The 16,876-nt window shown below is 68.3% G+C and carries 15 protein-coding genes and 1 pseudogene; 8 read left to right on the top strand and 8 right to left on the bottom strand.

Going from position 1 to position 16,876, the window contains the following annotated elements; translation table 11 throughout:
- Positions 1-71: 71 nt before the first annotated feature.
- Together IAE41_RS18975 and xerD are read right to left on the bottom strand one after the other, a co-directional pair.
- Positions 72-875 carry a DsbC family protein gene (locus IAE41_RS18975; protein ID WP_079220577.1) on the bottom strand — a complete coding sequence of 268 codons (804 nt, stop codon included), beginning with the start codon at positions 873-875 and terminating at the stop codon, positions 72-74.
- A gap of 98 nt (positions 876-973) precedes the next feature.
- Positions 974-1,951: a site-specific tyrosine recombinase XerD gene (gene xerD, locus IAE41_RS18970; protein WP_200734165.1), complete on the bottom strand. Its 978-nt coding sequence runs from the start codon at positions 1,949-1,951 to the stop codon at positions 974-976.
- A 56-nt stretch (positions 1,952-2,007) separates the two neighbouring features.
- Here xerD and IAE41_RS18965 point away from each other — a divergent pair, with 56 nt between their 5' ends.
- The gene (locus IAE41_RS18965) at positions 2,008-2,499 is read left to right on the top strand and encodes an RDD family protein (RefSeq protein WP_079220575.1); all 492 of its coding nucleotides are present in this window, start codon (positions 2,008-2,010) and stop codon (positions 2,497-2,499) included.
- 93 nt (positions 2,500-2,592) lie between these two features.
- On the opposite strand, the gene IAE41_RS18960 is transcribed toward IAE41_RS18965, so the two are convergent.
- The 3 genes from IAE41_RS18960 to lptF all read right to left on the bottom strand — a co-directional run bounded on the left by IAE41_RS18960 (position 2,593) and on the right by lptF (position 5,708).
- Complete coding sequence (locus tag IAE41_RS18960; RefSeq protein WP_200734164.1) at positions 2,593-3,450, bottom strand: hypothetical protein; 858 nt, start codon at positions 3,448-3,450, stop codon at positions 2,593-2,595.
- Between the two features lie 78 nt (positions 3,451-3,528).
- Positions 3,529-4,629 carry an LPS export ABC transporter permease LptG gene (gene lptG / locus IAE41_RS18955; RefSeq protein WP_079220574.1) on the bottom strand — a complete coding sequence of 367 codons (1,101 nt, stop codon included), beginning with the start codon at positions 4,627-4,629 and terminating at the stop codon, positions 3,529-3,531.
- A complete protein-coding gene (gene lptF / locus IAE41_RS18950; RefSeq protein ID WP_200734163.1) occupies positions 4,626-5,708 on the bottom strand; it encodes an LPS export ABC transporter permease LptF in 1,083 nt (360 codons plus the stop codon). The genes lptG and lptF overlap by 4 nt, the downstream gene beginning before the upstream one ends.
- Positions 5,709-5,812: 104 nt before the next feature.
- Here lptF and IAE41_RS18945 point away from each other — a divergent pair, with 104 nt between their 5' ends.
- The 4 genes from IAE41_RS18945 (at position 5,813) to IAE41_RS18930 (ending at position 11,634) form a co-directional block, all read left to right on the top strand.
- Entirely contained in the window at positions 5,813-7,291 is a 1,479-nt protein-coding gene (locus IAE41_RS18945; protein WP_200734162.1) for a leucyl aminopeptidase, read from the top strand.
- A gap of 94 nt (positions 7,292-7,385) precedes the next feature.
- A complete protein-coding gene (locus IAE41_RS18940) occupies positions 7,386-7,811 on the top strand; it encodes a DNA polymerase III subunit chi (protein WP_108763998.1) in 426 nt (141 codons plus the stop codon).
- A gap of 72 nt (positions 7,812-7,883) precedes the next feature.
- On the top strand, positions 7,884-10,712 hold the full coding sequence (locus tag IAE41_RS18935) for a valine--tRNA ligase (protein WP_200734161.1): 2,829 nt from the start codon (positions 7,884-7,886) through the stop codon (positions 10,710-10,712).
- 100 nt (positions 10,713-10,812) lie between these two features.
- Positions 10,813-11,634 (top strand): EamA family transporter, encoded by an 822-nt coding sequence (locus IAE41_RS18930; protein ID WP_200734160.1) that lies wholly within the window; start codon positions 10,813-10,815, stop codon positions 11,632-11,634.
- 57 nt (positions 11,635-11,691) lie between these two features.
- On the opposite strand, the gene rimI is transcribed toward IAE41_RS18930, so the two are convergent.
- From rimI to pssA, 3 genes are read right to left on the bottom strand one after another with little or no spacing between them, the layout of a single operon-like run.
- On the bottom strand, positions 11,692-12,189 hold the full coding sequence (rimI, locus tag IAE41_RS18925; RefSeq protein ID WP_079220568.1) for a ribosomal protein S18-alanine N-acetyltransferase: 498 nt from the start codon (positions 12,187-12,189) through the stop codon (positions 11,692-11,694).
- Entirely contained in the window at positions 12,186-12,635 is a 450-nt protein-coding gene (locus IAE41_RS18920) for a hypothetical protein (protein WP_200734166.1), read from the bottom strand. Before IAE41_RS18920 ends, rimI begins: the two co-directional genes overlap by 4 nt.
- Positions 12,636-12,688: 53 nt before the next feature.
- On the bottom strand, positions 12,689-13,465 hold the full coding sequence (gene pssA, locus IAE41_RS18915) for a CDP-diacylglycerol--serine O-phosphatidyltransferase (protein WP_079220566.1): 777 nt from the start codon (positions 13,463-13,465) through the stop codon (positions 12,689-12,691).
- Positions 13,466-13,545: 80 nt separating this feature from the next.
- On the opposite strand from pssA, the gene IAE41_RS18910 reads away from it, so the two are divergent.
- The 3 genes and pseudogenes from IAE41_RS18910 to IAE41_RS18900 all read left to right on the top strand — a co-directional run.
- Complete coding sequence (locus IAE41_RS18910) at positions 13,546-13,923, top strand: DUF4124 domain-containing protein (protein WP_200734159.1); 378 nt, start codon at positions 13,546-13,548, stop codon at positions 13,921-13,923.
- A 502-nt stretch (positions 13,924-14,425) separates the two neighbouring features.
- Positions 14,426-16,117 (top strand): proline--tRNA ligase, encoded by a 1,692-nt coding sequence (locus IAE41_RS18905; RefSeq protein WP_108745932.1) that lies wholly within the window; start codon positions 14,426-14,428, stop codon positions 16,115-16,117.
- A 222-nt stretch (positions 16,118-16,339) separates the two neighbouring features.
- Positions 16,340-16,720: pseudogene (locus IAE41_RS18900) on the top strand (H-NS histone family protein); the annotation flags it as partial.
- Between the last annotated feature and the right edge of the window lie 156 nt (positions 16,721-16,876).

Raw genomic sequence — 16,876 nt, 5'->3', positions numbered from 1 at the left:
CCCCCCCCCCCCCCCCCCCCCCCCCCCCCCCCCCCCGGGGGCGGCCCCCCCCCCCCCCGGCGGCGTTCCGATCAGCGGCTGCCACCTGCGGTGCTGGCGGCGGCGCGCTTCTCCAGCGCCGCACGCAGCTGCGCCGGCGGCAGGTAACCGCCCAGCTGGGTGCCGTCGGGGGCGAAGATCGCGGGCGTGCCGTTGACGCCCAGGCGCTGGCCCAGCGTGTACTGCATGGCCACCGGGTTGGTGCAGTTCCTGGCCGGCACGCTGCCGCCGCGCTTGGCATTGGTCAGCGCCTGGCGGCGATCGGCCGCGCACCAGACCGAGATCATGTCGGTGTAGTCCTTGCTGCCCAGGCCCATGCGCGGGAAGGCCAGGTACTCGACGGTGATGCCGTTGCGGTTGAGCTCGGCGATGTCCTGGTGCAGCTTGCGGCAGTAGCCGCACTCGATATCGGTGAACACGCTGATGGTGTACTTGGCGTTGGGCGCGGCGAACACGATGCGGTCGCCATGGTTGGCCTTGGCCAGCAGCTGGCGGCGGTAGCCCAGCAGGCCTTCGCTGTTGGCCGGGGCCTTCTCGCGGGTGTCATACGGCTGCGACTGGAACAGGTAACGGCCGTCATCGGAGACGTACAGCAGCTGGCCGGAAACGACAACTTCGCGGAAGCCGGGGAACGGTGCCGCGCCGACATAATCGACTTCGAAGCCCGGGTTGAGCGCGGTCAGTGCGGCACGTACGGCCTGTTCGGGCGAACCCGCAGGCGCGGCCGGACCGGCCTTGGCAGCAGCGGCAGGTGCCTTGGCGGCCGGCGGCGCCGGCTGGGCGCAGGCGGTCAGGCTGACCGCACTGAACAATGCAGCGATGGCAAATCGGAACATGGGCAATCCGCTGGGAATCAGACCCCGGATTCTGACACAGGCCCACGTGACGGGCCGCGACCGTGCGCACGTACGGCATCCCTGCCGCCGTTGGCCGTTCAGCCGCGCGGATGGTGCCGGGCGTGCAGCTTCTGCAGGTGTTCGCGCGCGACCAGGGTGTAGATCTGGGTGGTGGACAGTGAACTGTGGCCCAGCAGCATCTGCAGCGCGCGCAGGTCGGCACCACGGTTCAACAGATGGGTGGCGAAGCTGTGGCGCAGGCCGTGCGGGCTGATCCGCGCCGGGTCGATGCCGGCCACCTGCGCATGGCGCTTGACCAGGTGCCAGAACGCCTGCCGGGTCAGCGCATGCAGGCTCGGCTCGATGAACAGCGGCGTCTGCCCATCGGCCAGCGCGTGCACCTTGCCCTTGCCGACCAGCTGCGGCCGCGACTGCTGCAGGTAACGTTCCAGCCAGTGCTGCGATTCCTCGCCCAGCGGCACCAGGCGTTCCTTGCTGCCCTTGCCGGTCACCCGCAGCACGCCCTGGCGCAGGTTGACCGCGGTGGCCGGCAGCAGCACCAGCTCGCTCACGCGCAGGCCGGCGGCATACATCAGTTCCAGCATGGCGCGGTCGCGCAGCCCCAGCGGGCTGTCGATGTCCGGCGCAGCCAACAGCGCATCGATCTGGCTTTCGGCCAGCGCCTTGGGCAGCAAACGGGGCAGCTTGGGCGGATCCAGCAGCGCGCTGGGGTCTTCGCTGCGCTCGCCGCGGCGCACGCCATCGGCGAAGAACGCGCGCAGCGCCGACAGCAGGCGCGCATTGCTGCGTGGCGACCAGCCATGGCGGGTACGCCAGGCCAGGTAATCGAACAGGCCCGGGCGCTCGATGCCGGACAGGCCGCCATCGCGGCCATCCATCCATCGCGCCAGGCCTTCCAGGTCACGCCGGTAGCTGTCCAGGGTGGCGCGGGCCAGCCCGTTCTCGGCCCAGATCGCATCGAGGAAACGCTGGATACGCACGCTGTCGTCGGCGCGCAGTTCCGGCAGCTGGGTGACCAGCTGGCGGCGTTCGGCAGGGGTGGAAATGACGGCCATGCGTGCAGGATACGAGGGCCACTGCGGGCGCGGCCAGCTTTGCGTATGCTCGGCGCATGTCCCAGCCCGCCACCGACACGGCCCCTGCGGCCGCCACTGGAACGCCCCGCCCGCGTGCGCTGCTGCCGTGGCGCGTGCTGGCGATGGTCTATGACGCCTTGCCGGTGCTGGCCCTGTGGATGCTGGCCGGCACGCTGTTCACCCTGGCCTACACCTTCAGTGGCCATGCCCAGCGCGAGAACATCGCGCCGTTCAGTGCCTGGCAGTGGCTGCTGTGGGCCGTGTGCTGGGCGGTGACCGGGTGGTACGCCACGGCCAGCTGGCGCCGCGGCGGGCAGACGCTGGGCATGCGGCCGTGGCGGCTGAAACTGGAATCGCGCGATGGCACGCCACTGCGTCGCCGCCAGCTGTGGCTGCGCTTCGCGGTGGCCACGCTGTCACTGCTGCTGGGCGGGCTGGGCTTCTGGTGGGCGTGGCTGGATCGCCAGCGCCTGACCTGGCACGACCGCGCCAGCGGCACGCGCCTGGTGCGGATGCCCAAGCGCTGAGAGCATCCGCCGGGCGCGGCCCGGCGCTACCTGCGTAGCGTCGAGCTTGCTCGACTACGGTGCACGGCCGTCGAGCAAGCTCGACGCTACGGGTCAGCCTTCCGGCAGGATCACCGCTGGCTGCGCCCACAGCTCGAAGAACTGCAACGAGAACGCCGTGGCCTTGACGTCGTCGGGCACCGGGATCTTGCCGTTCAATGCCGCGCGGGTCGTGCCGAAGTCCTGCCACAGCTTCAGGCTGGCCTTCTTCAGGCGCTTCTGCTCGCCGGCATCGCTGGCCGCGAGGTACTGCGCATACAGTTCGCGCATCGGCTTGCCCTTGGCCTCGAAGGCGGCGGGAAGTTCCGGCAGGCTGGCCGGGGTGAATTCGACCGTCGCCTCCGGCGTCTGGTAGCCCTCCGGGCCGAAGGCCGCGCGCAGATCGTCTTCGGCATCCAGGTACTCGAAGAAGCCGGGCACGTTGTAGAGCTTGGTGCGGTAATCAGACGAGGTGTCCGGGCTGTTGGACATCACCACGCTCGGCAGTTCGCCCAGCAGGCCGATATCCCAGCGGCGCGGAATGAACAGGCCGGTCGCCTTCACGTACGGGCCATCGATCACCACGTCATTCAGCTCGACCTTGGAGGCCAGGCTGCCGGAGTTGGTTTTGCTGGTGACGTACTGCTCGGTCACGATCACGTACTCGCCCAGCGTCGGGTTGATCAGACCACCGATGCCGCCGGCGTAGACCACCATGCGCACGGTGCCGATCTTTTCGCTCTGCAGCCGGTACTGGCCAGGCTCCAGGCTGATGGGCACGGCCGTGTGCGGCGGAATGACGTGCGCCTGCGCGTCGATGGACAGGGTGACCGGAGCGTCGGTCGGGTTGTCGATCTCGAAATCGATCGGGCGCGAACAGCCCACCAGCAACAACAGGGCGGCGACAACAGGAACCAGGCGATTGAAGAGCATGTTCATCCTTGAAGGTGTTCATCCTTGGAGTGGAGCGTGCGGGCGCCGCATGCGCCCGCGTGGTGAAGAAAGGCGGCGCTACCTGCGCCGGAACAGCCAGCCGGAGACCGCCAGCATGACGATGGGCGGCAAGGCGTAGGCAATGCGGTAATCGAATTTCAGCGCACCGGCCATGCGCCCGAAGAACAGCTGCAGCAGCCAGAAGCCCAGCGCGAACAGGATGCCCAGGAACAGGCGCTTGCCCATGCCGCCGCTGCGCAGCGAACCGAATGCGAACGGCACGGCGGCCAGACACAGCGCCAGCACGTTGAGCGGGTAGAACCAGCGGCTCCAGTAGACATCCTCGAAATCACGGGCATCGAGGTTGTTGCGCTCGCGGTACTCGATGCTGGTGCGCAGCTCGGACACGCTCAGGTTGCGCGGCTTGGCGATGCCGGTCGCCAGCGCGCCCGCGTCCAGCTTGGAATCCCAGGCCTCGCGCGCGGCTTCCTCGCGGGTCGCGCCACGCTCGGCGAAGGTGTCGCGCTTGACCCCGGTCAGCACCCAGCCGTCCTTGTCGTGCTCGGCGGTGGCCGCATGGGTGAGCGAGACGATGTTGCCATCCTCGGCAATGCGGTACAGGCGCACGTCACGCAGGATCAGCCGCGTGCCCTTGTCACCGACCAGCTGCTCTTCGCCGGTGGCGGCATTGAGGAAGGTGTCACCCTCGCGCGCCCACAGGCCCGAATAGCGGGCCGTGGTCACATCGGTGCCCCACTTGGCACTCATCTTCAGCGCATCGGCACGGCTCTGGCCCCACGGGCCAATGGTCTCGGCACTGATCACCATCACGCCGGTCAGCAGCGACAGCGCGATCGCCACCGAGACGCTGAGGCGTTTGCGCGACAGGCCCAGCGCGCGCAGCGCGGTCAGCTCGGAGGTGGCAGCCAGCTGGCCCAGCCCCATCAGCGCGCCGATCACTGCGGCTGTCGGGAAGAAGGTGTAGGCACGGCGGGGCACGGTATACAGCACCCACGCCGCAGCATGGCCCAGCGAATAGCCGTTCTTGCCGATGTCCTTGAACTCACCGGAGAAGGCCATCACTACGTCCAGGCCGGTCAGCACCGCCCAGGTGAGCAGCACGGTGGTGAACACCGCACGGCCCAGGTAGACATCGAAACGCATCGGACGCAGCTTCATGCGCGGGCTCCCTTCGGGCGGACCAGGCGGCCATCGCGCGCGTACATCCAGATGGCGAACGCCAGCAGCGGCAGGGTCAGCCACCACAGCCCCAGCGCGCCGGGAATGCGGCCGTCGGCAATCCAGCCGGCGCCGATGAAGGTCAGGTTGGTGCCCACCATGTAGGCCAGCAGGGCCAGCATCATGCGGCCGTAGCGCTGCTGGCGCGGCGAGCTGCGGCCCAGCGGCACGGTCAGCAGGGCGAAGGCCAGGGCGATCAGCGGCGGGGCGATGCGGCGGTGCAGCTGGGCCTTGGCCTCAGGTCGGTCGTCACCCAGCAGCTGCAGGGTCGGCATCAGCTCGGGGTCATCCTCGGCCTTGGCCTGGGCGCCGTCGGGCAGGGCCACGTCATTGCGGGCGAAGGTGGCCAGCCGGTAATCCAGCGCGCCGGCCAGCGGGCCTTCCACCTGGTGGCCATCGTCCAGCTCCAGGAAGCGCTGCTGCTTGCCCTCGAAGAACATGCGGCCACCGGCAGCGGACACCACTTCCAGGCGGTCATCCTTCTGCCGCTGCAGGAACACCCGGCCCAGCGTGGTGCCATCAGGCGAGATCGAGGACAGGTAGACCACCCCGCCATTGGGCAGCGGGGTGAACCGGCCCGGCTCCAGGCCGGCCATCAGCACGCTGCGGTTGGCGTCCTGGATCATCTGCTCGGCGGTACGGCCGGCCCAGGGGCCCAGCCACAGCGAGCAGGCGCCGACCAGCAGCACCACCGGCACCACCAGCATCAGCAGTGGCCGCAGCAGGCGCTTGGGGCCAACGCCGATGGCCGTCAGCACCGCCATCTCCGAATCACGGTAGAGGCGGCCAATGGCCAGCAGCAGGCCCAGCATCAGCGCCAGCGGCAGGATCAGCGGCATGTAGGCGATGAACTGCAGGCCCAGCTGCGAGAACAGCAGCTTGGCCGGCAGCCGTCCGTCGGCGATGTTGCCGAGGATGTCCACCAGCACGCCGCCCACGCTGACCACCAGCAGGACGATCAGGGTAGCCAGGAAACTCTGGACGAAATCGCCCAGCAGGTATCGGTCGAGCTTCAGCATGGGGCGGTGGTTTAAACTCTGGGGTTCGTTCGCGGTGCCGCCCAGTCTACTGTCTGGGCGTAAACGGCCTGCGATTGTACGGACTCGCCAATGGAATCTGCTCAATGGCCCTCGAATTCACCCTGAACCACCTCGCGCCGGCCGCCGCCAGCGTCGACTGCCTGGTCGTCGGCGCCTATGCCGACCACTCCCTGACCCCGGCCGCCCAGGCCCTGGACGCCGCCAGCGGTGGCCGCCTGGCCGCCCTGGCCCAGCGCGGCGACCTGTCCGGCAAGACCGGCGCCACCGCCCTGCTGCATGACCTGCCGGGCGTCAGCGCCCCGCGCGTGCTGGTGGTCGGCCTGGGCGAAGCCGCCCGTTTCGGCGTGCCGCAGTACCTGAAGGCCGTCGGCGACGCCGTGCGCGCGCTGAAGGCCGGCGCCGCCCGCAGCGCGCTGTTCACCCTGTCCGAAGTGGCCGTCAAGGACCGCGACGCCGCCTGGGCGATCCGCCAGGCCGTGATCGCCGCCGACCACGCCGCCTACCGCTACACCGCCACCCTGGGCAAGAAGAAGGCCGACGACGCCGGCCTGGCCCAGCTGGCCATTGCCGGTGACGACGCCCAGGCCCTGGCCCAGGGCCAGGCCATCGCCGCCGGTGTCGAGTTCGCCCGCGAGCTGGGCAACCTGCCGCCGAACTACTGCACCCCGGCCTACCTGGCTGAAGTGGGCGTGAAGTTCGCTGGCGAGCACGACGGCGCCGAGGCCGAGATCCTCGACGAGCACCAGATGGAAGCGCTGGGCATGGGCTCGCTGCTGGCCGTGGCCCGCGGCTCGGCCAACCGCCCGCGCCTGGTCGTGCTGAAGTGGACCGGTGCGGCCGACGCCAAGCCGTACGTGCTGGTCGGCAAGGGCATCACCTTCGATACCGGTGGCGTCAACCTGAAGACCCAGGGCGGCATCGAGGAGATGAAGTACGACATGTGCGGTGGCGCCAACGTCATCGGCACCTTCGTCGCCGCCGTGAAGGCCAGGCTGCCGCTGAACCTGGTGGTGGTCGTGCCGGCCGTGGAAAACGCCATCGACGGCAATGCCTACCGCCCGTCCGACGTGATCACCTCGATGTCGGGCAAGACCATCGAAGTGGGCAACACCGACGCCGAAGGCCGCCTGATCCTGTGCGACGCGCTGACCTACGCGCAGCGTTTCGAGCCGCAGGCCCTGGTCGACGTGGCCACCCTGACCGGCGCCTGCATGGTGGCCCTGGGCCACCAGACCGCCGGCCTGATGAGCAAGCACGACGACCTGGCCAACGAACTGCTGGCCGCCGGCGAGCACGTGTTCGACCGCGCCTGGCGCCTGCCGCTGTGGGATGAGTACCAGCCGATGCTGGATTCGAGCTTCGCCGACGTCTACAACATCGGCGGCCGCTGGGCCGGCGCCATCACCGCCGGCTGCTTCCTGTCGCGCTTTGCCGAAGGCCAGCGCTGGGCCCACCTGGACATCGCCGGCGTGGCCAGCGATGAAGGCAAGCGTGGCATGGCCACCGGCCGCCCGGTCGGCCTGCTGAGCCAGTGGCTGCTGGACCAGGTCGCCCGCGCCTGATGCCGTACCTGCCCCTGGCCGGCGCCTGCCGGCCGGGGCATCCTCCGGCCTGCCCGCCCGGCATGCCGGGCCCCTGCCCGACCCGGACCCTGCCATGCCCCGCGCTGATTTCTACCTGATCGCCAAGCCCCGTTTCCTGACCGAGCCGCTGCGCCTGGTCTGCGAACTGGCGCGCAAGGCCAACGATGCCGGGCTGCCCGCCCTGGTGCTGGCCCGCGACCAGGCCCAGGCCGAAGAGCTGGACGAACTGCTCTGGTCGTTCGACGAGGATGCCTACATCCCGCACCAGATCGTCGGCGAGGACGTGGACGAGGAAGAGGCCGTGGTGCTCATTTCCATCCCCGGGGACGAGGCGCCGATGCGCCCGCTGGTGATCAACCTGCGCGACGACCCCTGGCTGGGCCAGTGCGAGCGCGTGCTGGAAGTGGTGCCGGCCGACCCCGAAGCGCGCGAACCGCTGCGCGAACGCTGGCGCCAGTACAAGACCGCCGGCTACGACCTGAACAAGCACGACATGTGAGCGCGGCGTGGCCCCCTTGATGGGCCGCCCCGCTGCCCTGATCCTTCAACGATTACCTCCTGGTTCCCCCGCATGACCCAACTTGCCTCCAGCTACGACCCGAAGTCCTTCGAGACCGACCTCTACGAGGCCTGGGAGAAGGCCGGCCACTTCAAGCCGTCCGGCAAGGGCGAGCCCTACACCATCCTGCTGCCGCCGCCGAACGTGACCGGCACCCTGCACATGGGCCATGCCTTCCAGCAGACCCTGATGGATGCACTGGTGCGCTACCACCGCATGCGCGGCTACGACACGCTGTGGCAGGTGGGTACCGACCATGCCGGCATCGCCACCGAAATGGTGGTCAGCCGCAACCTGGCGCTGGAAGGCAAGGGCGAGACCCGCGATTCGCTGGGCCGCGAAGGCTTCATCGGCAAGGTCTGGGAGTGGAAGCAGCAGTCCGGTGACATCATCGAGCGGCAGATGCGCCGCCTGGGCACCTCGGCCGACTGGTCGCGCAGCACCTTCACCATGGACCCGCAGCCGTCCGAAGCGGTGATCGAAGCCTTCGTGCGCTGGCACGAACAGGGCCTGATCTACCGCGGCCAGCGCCTGGTCAACTGGGATCCGGTGCTGAAGACGGCGATCTCGGACCTGGAAGTGGAGAGCGCCGAGGAAGACGGCTTCCTGTGGTCGATCGCCTACACGCTGGATGAAGGCCTGAGCTACGAGCACGTCGAGCGCGATGCCGACGGCGTGGAAACCCTGCGCGAAACCCGCGACTACCTGGTCGTGGCCACCACCCGCCCGGAAACCCTGCTGGGCGATACCGCGGTGATGGTGCACCCGGAAGACGAGCGCTACGCGCACCTGATCGGCAGGAGCGTGGTGCTGCCGCTGACCGGCCGCCGCGTGCCGGTGATCGCCGACGACTACGTCGACCGCGCGTTCGGCACCGGCGTGGTCAAGGTCACCCCGGCGCACGATTTCAACGATTACCAGGTGGGCGTGCGCCACAGCCTGCCGATGATCAACCTGTTCACCCCGGTGGCGGCGCTGAATGAAAACGCGCCCGAACGCTTCCAGGGCATGGACCGCTACGAAGCGCGCAAGGCCGTGCTCGGCGAACTGGAAGACCTGGGCGTGCTGGTCGAAACCAAGGCGCACAAGCTGCAGGTGCCGCGCGGCGACCGTACCGGCCAGGTGATCGAGCCCTACCTGACCGACCAGTGGTTCGTGAAGATGGACGAACTGGCGCGCCGTGGCCTGGAGCTGGTCGAGAACGGCAGCATCGCCTTCGTGCCGCCGAACTGGATCAACACCTATCGCCACTGGATGAACAACATCCAGGATTGGTGCATCAGCCGCCAGCTGTGGTGGGGCCACCGCATTCCGGCCTGGTTCGATGCCGCCACCGGCAGCTGCTACGTCGGCCGCAGCGAAGATGAAGTGCGCGCCAAGCACAACCTGGGCAGCGACGTGGTGCTGAGCCAGGAAAGCGACGTGCTGGAAACCTGGTTCTCCTCGCAGATCTGGCCGTTCTCCACCCTGGGCTGGCCGAACGCGCAGACCATGGCCGAGCGTGGCTTCGACCGCTACCTGCCGTCGTCGGTGCTGGTCACCGGCTTCGACATCATCTTCTTCTGGGTGGCCCGCATGATCATGGCCACCGACAACCTGACCGGGAAGATTCCGTTCAAGGACGTCTACTTCACCGGCCTGATCCGCGACGGCCAGGGCCAGAAGATGTCCAAGAGCAAGGGCAACGTGCTCGACCCGCTGGACATCATCGACGGCATCGCCATCGACGACCTGGTGGCCAAGCGCACCGGCGGCCTGATGCAGCCGAAGATGGTGGAGAAGATCGAGAAGGCCACCCGCAAGGAATTCCCGGACGGCATCGCCGCCCACGGTGCCGACGCGCTGCGCTTCACCATCGCCGCACTGGCCACCCACGGCCGCGACATCAAGTTCGACATGAACCGCGCCGAGGGCTACAAGAACTTCTGCAACAAGCTGTGGAACGCCAGCCGCTTCACCCTGATGAACACCGAGGGTGCGGCGTTCAATGGCGTGCCGAGCCCGCGCACCGATGCCGAGCGCTGGATCCTGGCACGCCTGGCCGCGGTCTCCGCCGAGGCGCAGGGCCACTACGCCAACTACCGCTTCGACCTGCTGGCGCAGTGCCTGTACGAGTTTGCCTGGAACGAGTTCTGCGACTGGTTCCTGGAACTGAGCAAGCCGGCCCTGAACGGTGCTGACGCCGCCGATGCCGACAGCACCCGCCACACCCTGCTGTACGTGCTGGAAGCGCTGCTGCGCCTGCTGCACCCGCTCACCCCGTTCATCACCGAACAGCTGTGGCAGCAGCTGGCCCCGCGCCTGGGCCTGGCCGAAATCACCCTGTCGCTGCGCCCGTACCCGACCGCCGACGAATTCGCCGGTGATTTCGCCCAGGCCGAGGCCGACGTGGAATGGCTGAAGGCCGTGATCAGTGCCGTGCGCCGCGTGCGCAGTGAACTGAACGTGGCCCCGTCCAAGCTGGTGCCGCTGCGCCTGCAGGCCGGCCTGGAGCTGGACCGCGTGCGCATCGAACGCTTCAGCGCTTCGCTGTCGTTCCTGCTGAAGCTGGACAGCATCCGGTGGCTGGCCGAAGGCGAAAGCGCGCCGCCGGCCGCCGCCGCGATCGTCGGCGAGCTGAAGCTGCTGGTGCCGCTGGAAGGCCTGGTTGATCTGGATGCCGAGCGCGCGCGCCTGGACAAGGAGATCAAGCGCGTGGAAAGCGAGAAGGAAAAGAGCGAGGCCAAGCTGGCCAAGTTCACCGACAAGGTGCCGCCGGCCGTGGTCGAGCAGGAGCGCGTGCGCCTGGTCGACTGGAACACCCAGCTGGCCGGCCTGCAGGAACAGCGCGCGAAGCTGTAACGGACGGGGCATCCCGCCGGGCATGGCCCGGCGCTACCTCGATTGGAAACGCCGGGCATTGCCCGGCGTTTCCCTTTCTGCCCCATGGCATCATCGGGCGATGCCGCTTTCCATCTTCCTGCTGGTCCTCGCCGCTGCTGCCCTGCATGCCAGCTGGAACGCGATCGTCAAGCGCGGGCCAGACAAGTTCCTCGGCACCGTGCTGGTCACCGGCAGCGCTGCACTGCTGTCGGCTGCCGCCCTGCCCTTCCTGCCCGTCGCTGCGGCGGACAGCTGGCCGTGGCTGGCCGCGTCGGTGCTGCTGCAGGTGACCTACTACGGCCTGGTCGCACGCTGCTACCAGCAGGTGGACATGAGCCTGGCCTACCCGCTGATGCGTGGCTGCGCGCCGATCCTGGTCGCGCTGGCCGGCAGCCTGTTCGGCCAGTCGCTGCCCGCGGTCGCGTGGCTGGGCGTGGTGCTGGTCAGTACCGGCATCCTGTGCATGGCGCTGGGCGCGCGTGGCGGCCAGCTCGGCCTGCCGCTGCTGACGGCGATGATGATCGCCACCTACACGCTGGTCGATGCGCACGGCGCACGCCAGTCGGGCAGCGCGCTGGGCTACACGCTGTGGCTGTTCCTGCTGTCGGGTATTCCACTGCCGCTGTGGGCGCTGTACACGCGGCGTGGTGCGGTGCTGGCCTATGCGCGCCAGCATTGGCCGCTGGGCCTGGCCGGTGGCGTCGGCACCACCGCATCGTATGCAATGGCGCTGTGGGCGATGACCCAGGTACCGGTGGCGATGGTATCGGCGCTGCGCGAATCGTCGATCCTGTTCGCCCTGCTGATCTCGGTGTTCGTGCTGCGCGAGCGCGTGCCGCGCGTACGCTGGCTGGCGGCGGGATTGATCGTCGGCGGCGTACTGGCGCTGCGGATGGCGTAAACAACGCATCGGTAGCGCCGGGCCATGCCCGGCGAGCGCAGCGGCAACCAACGCCCGTTACAGCGGCGGCATCGTCTGCAGGTCGTCGTTGACCAGCTCGATCGCCATCACCAGCGCATCCTCGCGGCCGTTGGCGGCCGGGTAGTACCGCGGGCGGCGCCCGATCTCGTTGAACCCTTCGCTGTGGTACAGCGCCAGCGCCGAGGTGTTGGACGGACGCACTTCGAGGAACACGCGCTGCGCGCCCCGATCACCGGCGAGGCGCACCAGCGCGCGCATCAGTTGCCGGCCCAGGCCATGCGACTGCTCCAGCGGATCGATGCAGATGTTCAGCACGTGGGCTTCGTCGGCGGCGAGGCTCAGCACGCCATAACCGATCAGCAGGCCGTCACGCTCCATGGCCAGGCCCGGGTAGCCGGCACGCAGGCAGTCCAGGAAAATGCCGCGCGTCCACGGATACGGGTAGCCACGCACTTCGATGGCCATCACCGCATTGAGGTCGCTTTCGCGCAGGGCGCGCATCGACACCGGGCCCGGCCGGGCGACCGCACTCACGGCGCGCCCCGCTTGCGCAGCGCGCGCAGCTGCGGCCACAGCGCGCGCTTGGCTGCCGGGTCGCGACGCAGCTGTTCCAGTGGCCAACTGTCCATCAGGGCCTGCGTGGCCGGATCATTCGGGTTGCAGCCCGAGGCCCGCAGCAGCGCGATCTGCAGTCGATCAGGCAGGCGCACCGACGGCTGCCGCGCGTTGCCGCTGGGCTGCGGCCGCGAGGCGGCCGGCGCGGTATCGGGCGCAGCCACCGGCGTGGTCCGCGACGGCGGCGCCCCACGCTCGTGCTGCACCGGTGCGCGCTCGGCCGGCGCGTCGGCCTGGCGTGGCCGTTGCCGCGGTGCTTCGCTGCGCACCGGCGCTGACGCCGCCTCGGCCTCGGCCACGCTCAACTGCAGGGCCGCGTCCAGCTCGGCGGCCAGCTGGCCGTCGTGGTAGACGGTATAGCCCATGGCCTGCAGCCAGGCCTGCTGGGCCGGGGACCACAACACGGGCAGGTCCTGGCTCACGCCGCCTCTGGCTTCTTGCGCAGGCGCTGCAGGGCCCACATCACCGGGCCGGACAGCGCGTAAAGGATGCCCACCACGAACAGCACCCGTGGCAGGTCGATGACTGCGATGGCGATGGCGATCGGCACCAGCGCCAGCACCAGGAACGGCACGCGGTCGGAACGGGTGCCCTTGGCGGCACCGCCCTTGAAGCTCCAGAAGCGGATGCGGCTGACCATCAGCAGGGCCGCGACCACGGTGACGGCCAGCGCGACGAAGCGCAGCTCGTTGCCGTTCCAGCCCAGGCTGCCATCGGCGAAGGCCCAGACGAAGGACATCATCAGCCCGGCCGCGGCCGGACTGGCCAGGCCGACGAACCAGCGCTTGTCGACCACGGCCACCTGGGTGTTGAAGCGTGCCAGGCGCAGTGCCGCGCAGGCGGCATACAGGAAGGCCACCGCCCAGCCGAGACGGCCGAGCAGTTCGCCGTCGTACTTCAGCTCGGACAGCGACCAGTGGTACATCACCAGCGCCGGGGCCATGCCGAAGCTGACGAGGTCTGCCAGCGAGTCGTACTGCACGCCGAACTCGCTGCTGGTGCCGGTGAGGCGGGCAACGCGGCCATCCAGGCCATCCATCACCGCCGCCACGAACACCGCGATGCTGGCATTGACGAAATCGCCATTGGCCGCCGCGATGATGGCGTAGAAGCCGGAGAACAGCCCGGCGGTGGTGAACAGGTTGGGCAGCAGGTAAATCGTGCGCGAACGCGGCGGCGGTGTGATCGGGTCCATGTAATCCAGTTTAATCGACTTGCCAGCGGTCGGCGGCAATGCTGCAATCGGCGTTCTACGCCCATTCCGCGGAGTTTGCCATGCGTGCCTTGTCCTGCCTGGGATGCCTGCTGCTGTTGGCCAGTGCCAATGCGGTGGCCGGGCCCGTCTACAAGTGGAAGGATGCCAAGGGCGTGACCCAGTATTCGGAGACGCCGCCGGTCGGGGCGAAATACGAAACCCGGGAGCAGGCCCGCGGCACGCATCCGGCCGCACCGGCGGCCGCCGAGGCCGCGCCGGTACCGGAGCAGTGCAGCACTGCCCGGGCCAATGTGACCCTGCTGGCGGGCACCGGTCCGGTGATGCAGGACACCGACGGGGATGGCAAGGCCGATACCGCGTTGACGCCGGAGCAGCGCAGCGCGCAGAAGGGCTTGGCCGAAGCGGCCATCAAGGCCTACTGCCCGCCGGAGGGTTAAGGGGTTCGGCAGGGCTTGCAGCCCTGCACCTGCTCAATGCAAAGCCAGAGCAACAGCGGGCATTCCGTGGGATGGCGGGGTCACGCGGCGGTTGGTGGGTGCCGACCGTTGGTCGGCACATCTGTCAGATATCGAGTAAATCATCCACGCATGGCGTGGATCTACTGCCGGACGCTGTTCCAGTAGATCCACGCCATGCGTGGATGAATCTGTCAGATATCGAATTCCACATTGGGTGCCGACCAACGGTCGGCATCGCGGAAAACTGTCGAAGGCGGGGTGGGTCCGGTTGAGGGGGCGTGAGCGGCATGGATGCCGCGACCGAGCCTACATGGACGTATTCACGGCCTCCCCCTCAACCGGACCCGCCCCGCCAACCCACTGATAGCCAGCTTTTGACGTTGACGTTGATTGTGGCGGGTGCAGGGCTGCAAGCCCTGCCAGTACAAACCCCCGGCCGGGCTGGCAGAATAGGCGTCTCTGCCGTTATCCGAAGCCGACGATGCGCCTCTCCCAGTTCCACCTGCACACCACCAAGGAAACCCCCAGCGACGCCGAGCTCACGAGCCACCGGTTGATGCTGCGGGCGGGCATGATCCGCAAGCTGGCATCGGGCCTGTACACCTGGTCGCCGCTGGGCCTGCGCGTGCTGCGCAAGGTCGAGCGCATCGTGCGCGAGGAAATGGACCGCGCCGGCGCCGTCGAATTCCAGATCCCGACCATCCAGCCGAAGGAACTGTGGGAGCAGACCGGCCGCTGGGAAAAGTTCGGCCCGCAGCTGCTGAAGATCAAGGACCGCAAGGAACAGACCTTCTGCTACAGCCCCACCGCCGAAGAAGCCGCCTGCGATTTCGCACGCAGCGAGCTGTCCAGCTACAAGCAGCTGCCGGTCAACTTCTACCAGATCCAGACCAAGTTCCGCGACGAGATCCGCCCGCGTTTCGGCGTGATGCGCGCGCGCGAATTCCTGATGAAGGATGCCTATTCGTTCCACCTGCACGATGACTGCCTGGTGCGCGAATACGAAAACATGAAGGCGGCCTACAGCCGCATCTTCACCCGCCTGGGCCTCGATTTCCGCATGGTGCAGGCCGATTCCGGCGCCATCGGCGGCGATGCCTCACAGGAATTCCACGTGATCGCCGATTCGGGCGAGGACGCTCTGGTGTTCTCCACCGGCTCGGATTATGCCGCCAACATGGAAGCGGCCGTGGCCGCTGACCCGGCACCGCGCGCGGCTGCCGCCGAAGCCATGCGCAAGGTCGACACGCCCACGCAGAAGACCTGCGAGGACGTCGCTGCCCTGCTCGGCCTCGACCTGACCCGTACCGTGAAGTCGGTGGCGCTGATGACCGAAGGCGGCTTCGTGCTGGCCCTGGTGCGCGGCGACCACGACGTCAACGAGATCAAGCTGGGCAAGGTCGCCGGCCTGGAAGACCAGCGCTTTGCCAGCGAGGCGGAAATCGCCGAGTACCTGGGCAGCGTGCCGGGCTTCCTCGGCCCCGTCGCCCCGGCCAAGGCCATCCGCGTGGTCGCCGACCGTGAAGTGGCGGCCATGGCCGACTTCGTCGTCGGCGCCAACGAGGCCGGTTTCCACCTGGCCGGCGTCAACTGGGGCCGCGACCTGGCCGAGCCGGAAGTGGCCGACATCCGCAACGTGCAGGCCGGTGACCGCGCCGTGGACGGCGGCGAACTGAAGATCGCCCGCGGCATCGAGGTCGGCCACGTCTTCCAGCTGGGCCGCAAGTACGCCGAAGCACTCGACGCCACCGTGCTGGACGAGAACGGCAAGGCCGCGGTGATGGCGATGGGCTGCTACGGCATCGGTATTTCCCGCGTGGTCGCGGCGGCGATCGAACAGAACCACGATGACGCCGGCATCATCTGGCCCGACGCGATGGCGCCGTGGCAGGTGGTGGTGTGCGTGATCAACCCGAAGGGCGACGCCGGCGTGGCCGATGCGGCCGCCGGCCTGCTGCAGGAACTGCGCGATGCAGGCCTGGATGCGGCGCTGGATGACCGCGGCCTGCGCCCGGGTGCCATGTTCGCCGACATGGAACTGATCGGCGTGCCGCACCGGGTGGTGGTCAGCGAACGCGGCCTGGCCGCTGGCACCTTCGAATACCGTTCGCGCCGTGCCAGCGAGGCGGAGAGCCTGGACAAAACCACCCTGCTGCAGCGCCTGCAGGGTTGATTGGAAAGACCGGGGCCTGCCCCGGTCTTTTTTTGCCTGTTTTGTGCGCACCAGCAAAATGCCGGCGGACATAATCCGGTCAAAATGGACGGATTGGGGCCACCCGGCCGCCATGTCGCGACTGCCGGTATTTGTGCTGGGATTAATTCGTCATTATTCTGTCCCGCGACGCCACGGACCGGCTCGTCCCTGTCCCTAATTCAGTTTCCGGAGTAATCGTAAATGAGCATCGACCTGAGCGGCCTGTCGGCACGCGAGCTGGGCGCCCTGATCCGCACCGCCAAGAAGCAGCAGACCATCGTGGCCAAGCGTCGCCCGATCACCAAGGTACGTGCCCAGCTGAGCAAGCTGGCCAAGGCCGAGGGTTACACCATCGAGGAACTGTTCGGTGACGCGCCGGCCGCCCCGCGTGCGCGCAAGGCCACCAAGGCCACCAAGGCACCGGCGAAGACCGCGGGCCGCAAGCTCGGCAAGGTTGCGCCGAAGTACCGCAATCCGGCCAACCCGAAGGAAACCTGGACCGGCCGTGGCAAGCAGCCGCGCTGGATGGCCGAACTGACCGCCAAGGGCGGCAAGAAGCCGGAAGATTTCCTGATCAAGAAGGCCTGAGGCCCACGGTCGGAATGATATGAAAAACGCCGGCGAAAGCTGGCGTTTTTTTGTTCCCCGGCGTGTGGACCAACGGTCCACACCCACCAAGGGCATCAAGGCGTGTGGACCAACGGTCCACACCCACCAAGGGCATCAAGGCGTGTGGAC

This window comes from Stenotrophomonas sp. S39, from assembly GCF_016624665.1.
Lineage (GTDB): Bacteria > Pseudomonadota > Gammaproteobacteria > Xanthomonadales > Xanthomonadaceae > Stenotrophomonas.
Note: the sequence above shows the minus strand (reverse complement) of the source record. Positions and strands in the feature narration are given on the sequence as shown.

Excerpts from the sequence above, each read along its gene's own strand:
- IAE41_RS18975 (WP_079220577.1), bottom strand. The coding sequence starts at position 875 with ATGTTCCGATTTGCCATCGCTGCATTGTTCAGTGCGGTCAGCCTGACC.
- xerD (WP_200734165.1), bottom strand. The coding sequence starts at position 1,951 with ATGGCCGTCATTTCCACCCCTGCCGAACGCCGCCAGCTGGTCACCCAG.
- IAE41_RS18965 (WP_079220575.1), top strand. The coding sequence starts at position 2,008 with ATGTCCCAGCCCGCCACCGACACGGCCCCTGCGGCCGCCACTGGAACG.
- IAE41_RS18960 (WP_200734164.1), bottom strand. The coding sequence starts at position 3,450 with ATGCTCTTCAATCGCCTGGTTCCTGTTGTCGCCGCCCTGTTGTTGCTG.
- lptG (WP_079220574.1), bottom strand. The coding sequence starts at position 4,629 with ATGAAGCTGCGTCCGATGCGTTTCGATGTCTACCTGGGCCGTGCGGTG.
- lptF (WP_200734163.1), bottom strand. The coding sequence starts at position 5,708 with ATGCTGAAGCTCGACCGATACCTGCTGGGCGATTTCGTCCAGAGTTTC.
- IAE41_RS18945 (WP_200734162.1), top strand. The coding sequence starts at position 5,813 with ATGGCCCTCGAATTCACCCTGAACCACCTCGCGCCGGCCGCCGCCAGC.
- IAE41_RS18940 (WP_108763998.1), top strand. The coding sequence starts at position 7,386 with ATGCCCCGCGCTGATTTCTACCTGATCGCCAAGCCCCGTTTCCTGACC.
- IAE41_RS18935 (WP_200734161.1), top strand. The coding sequence starts at position 7,884 with ATGACCCAACTTGCCTCCAGCTACGACCCGAAGTCCTTCGAGACCGAC.
- IAE41_RS18930 (WP_200734160.1), top strand. The coding sequence starts at position 10,813 with ATGCCGCTTTCCATCTTCCTGCTGGTCCTCGCCGCTGCTGCCCTGCAT.
- IAE41_RS18920 (WP_200734166.1), bottom strand. The coding sequence starts at position 12,635 with ATGGGCTATACCGTCTACCACGACGGCCAGCTGGCCGCCGAGCTGGAC.
- pssA (WP_079220566.1), bottom strand. The coding sequence starts at position 13,465 with ATGGACCCGATCACACCGCCGCCGCGTTCGCGCACGATTTACCTGCTG.
- IAE41_RS18910 (WP_200734159.1), top strand. The coding sequence starts at position 13,546 with ATGCGTGCCTTGTCCTGCCTGGGATGCCTGCTGCTGTTGGCCAGTGCC.
- IAE41_RS18905 (WP_108745932.1), top strand. The coding sequence starts at position 14,426 with ATGCGCCTCTCCCAGTTCCACCTGCACACCACCAAGGAAACCCCCAGC.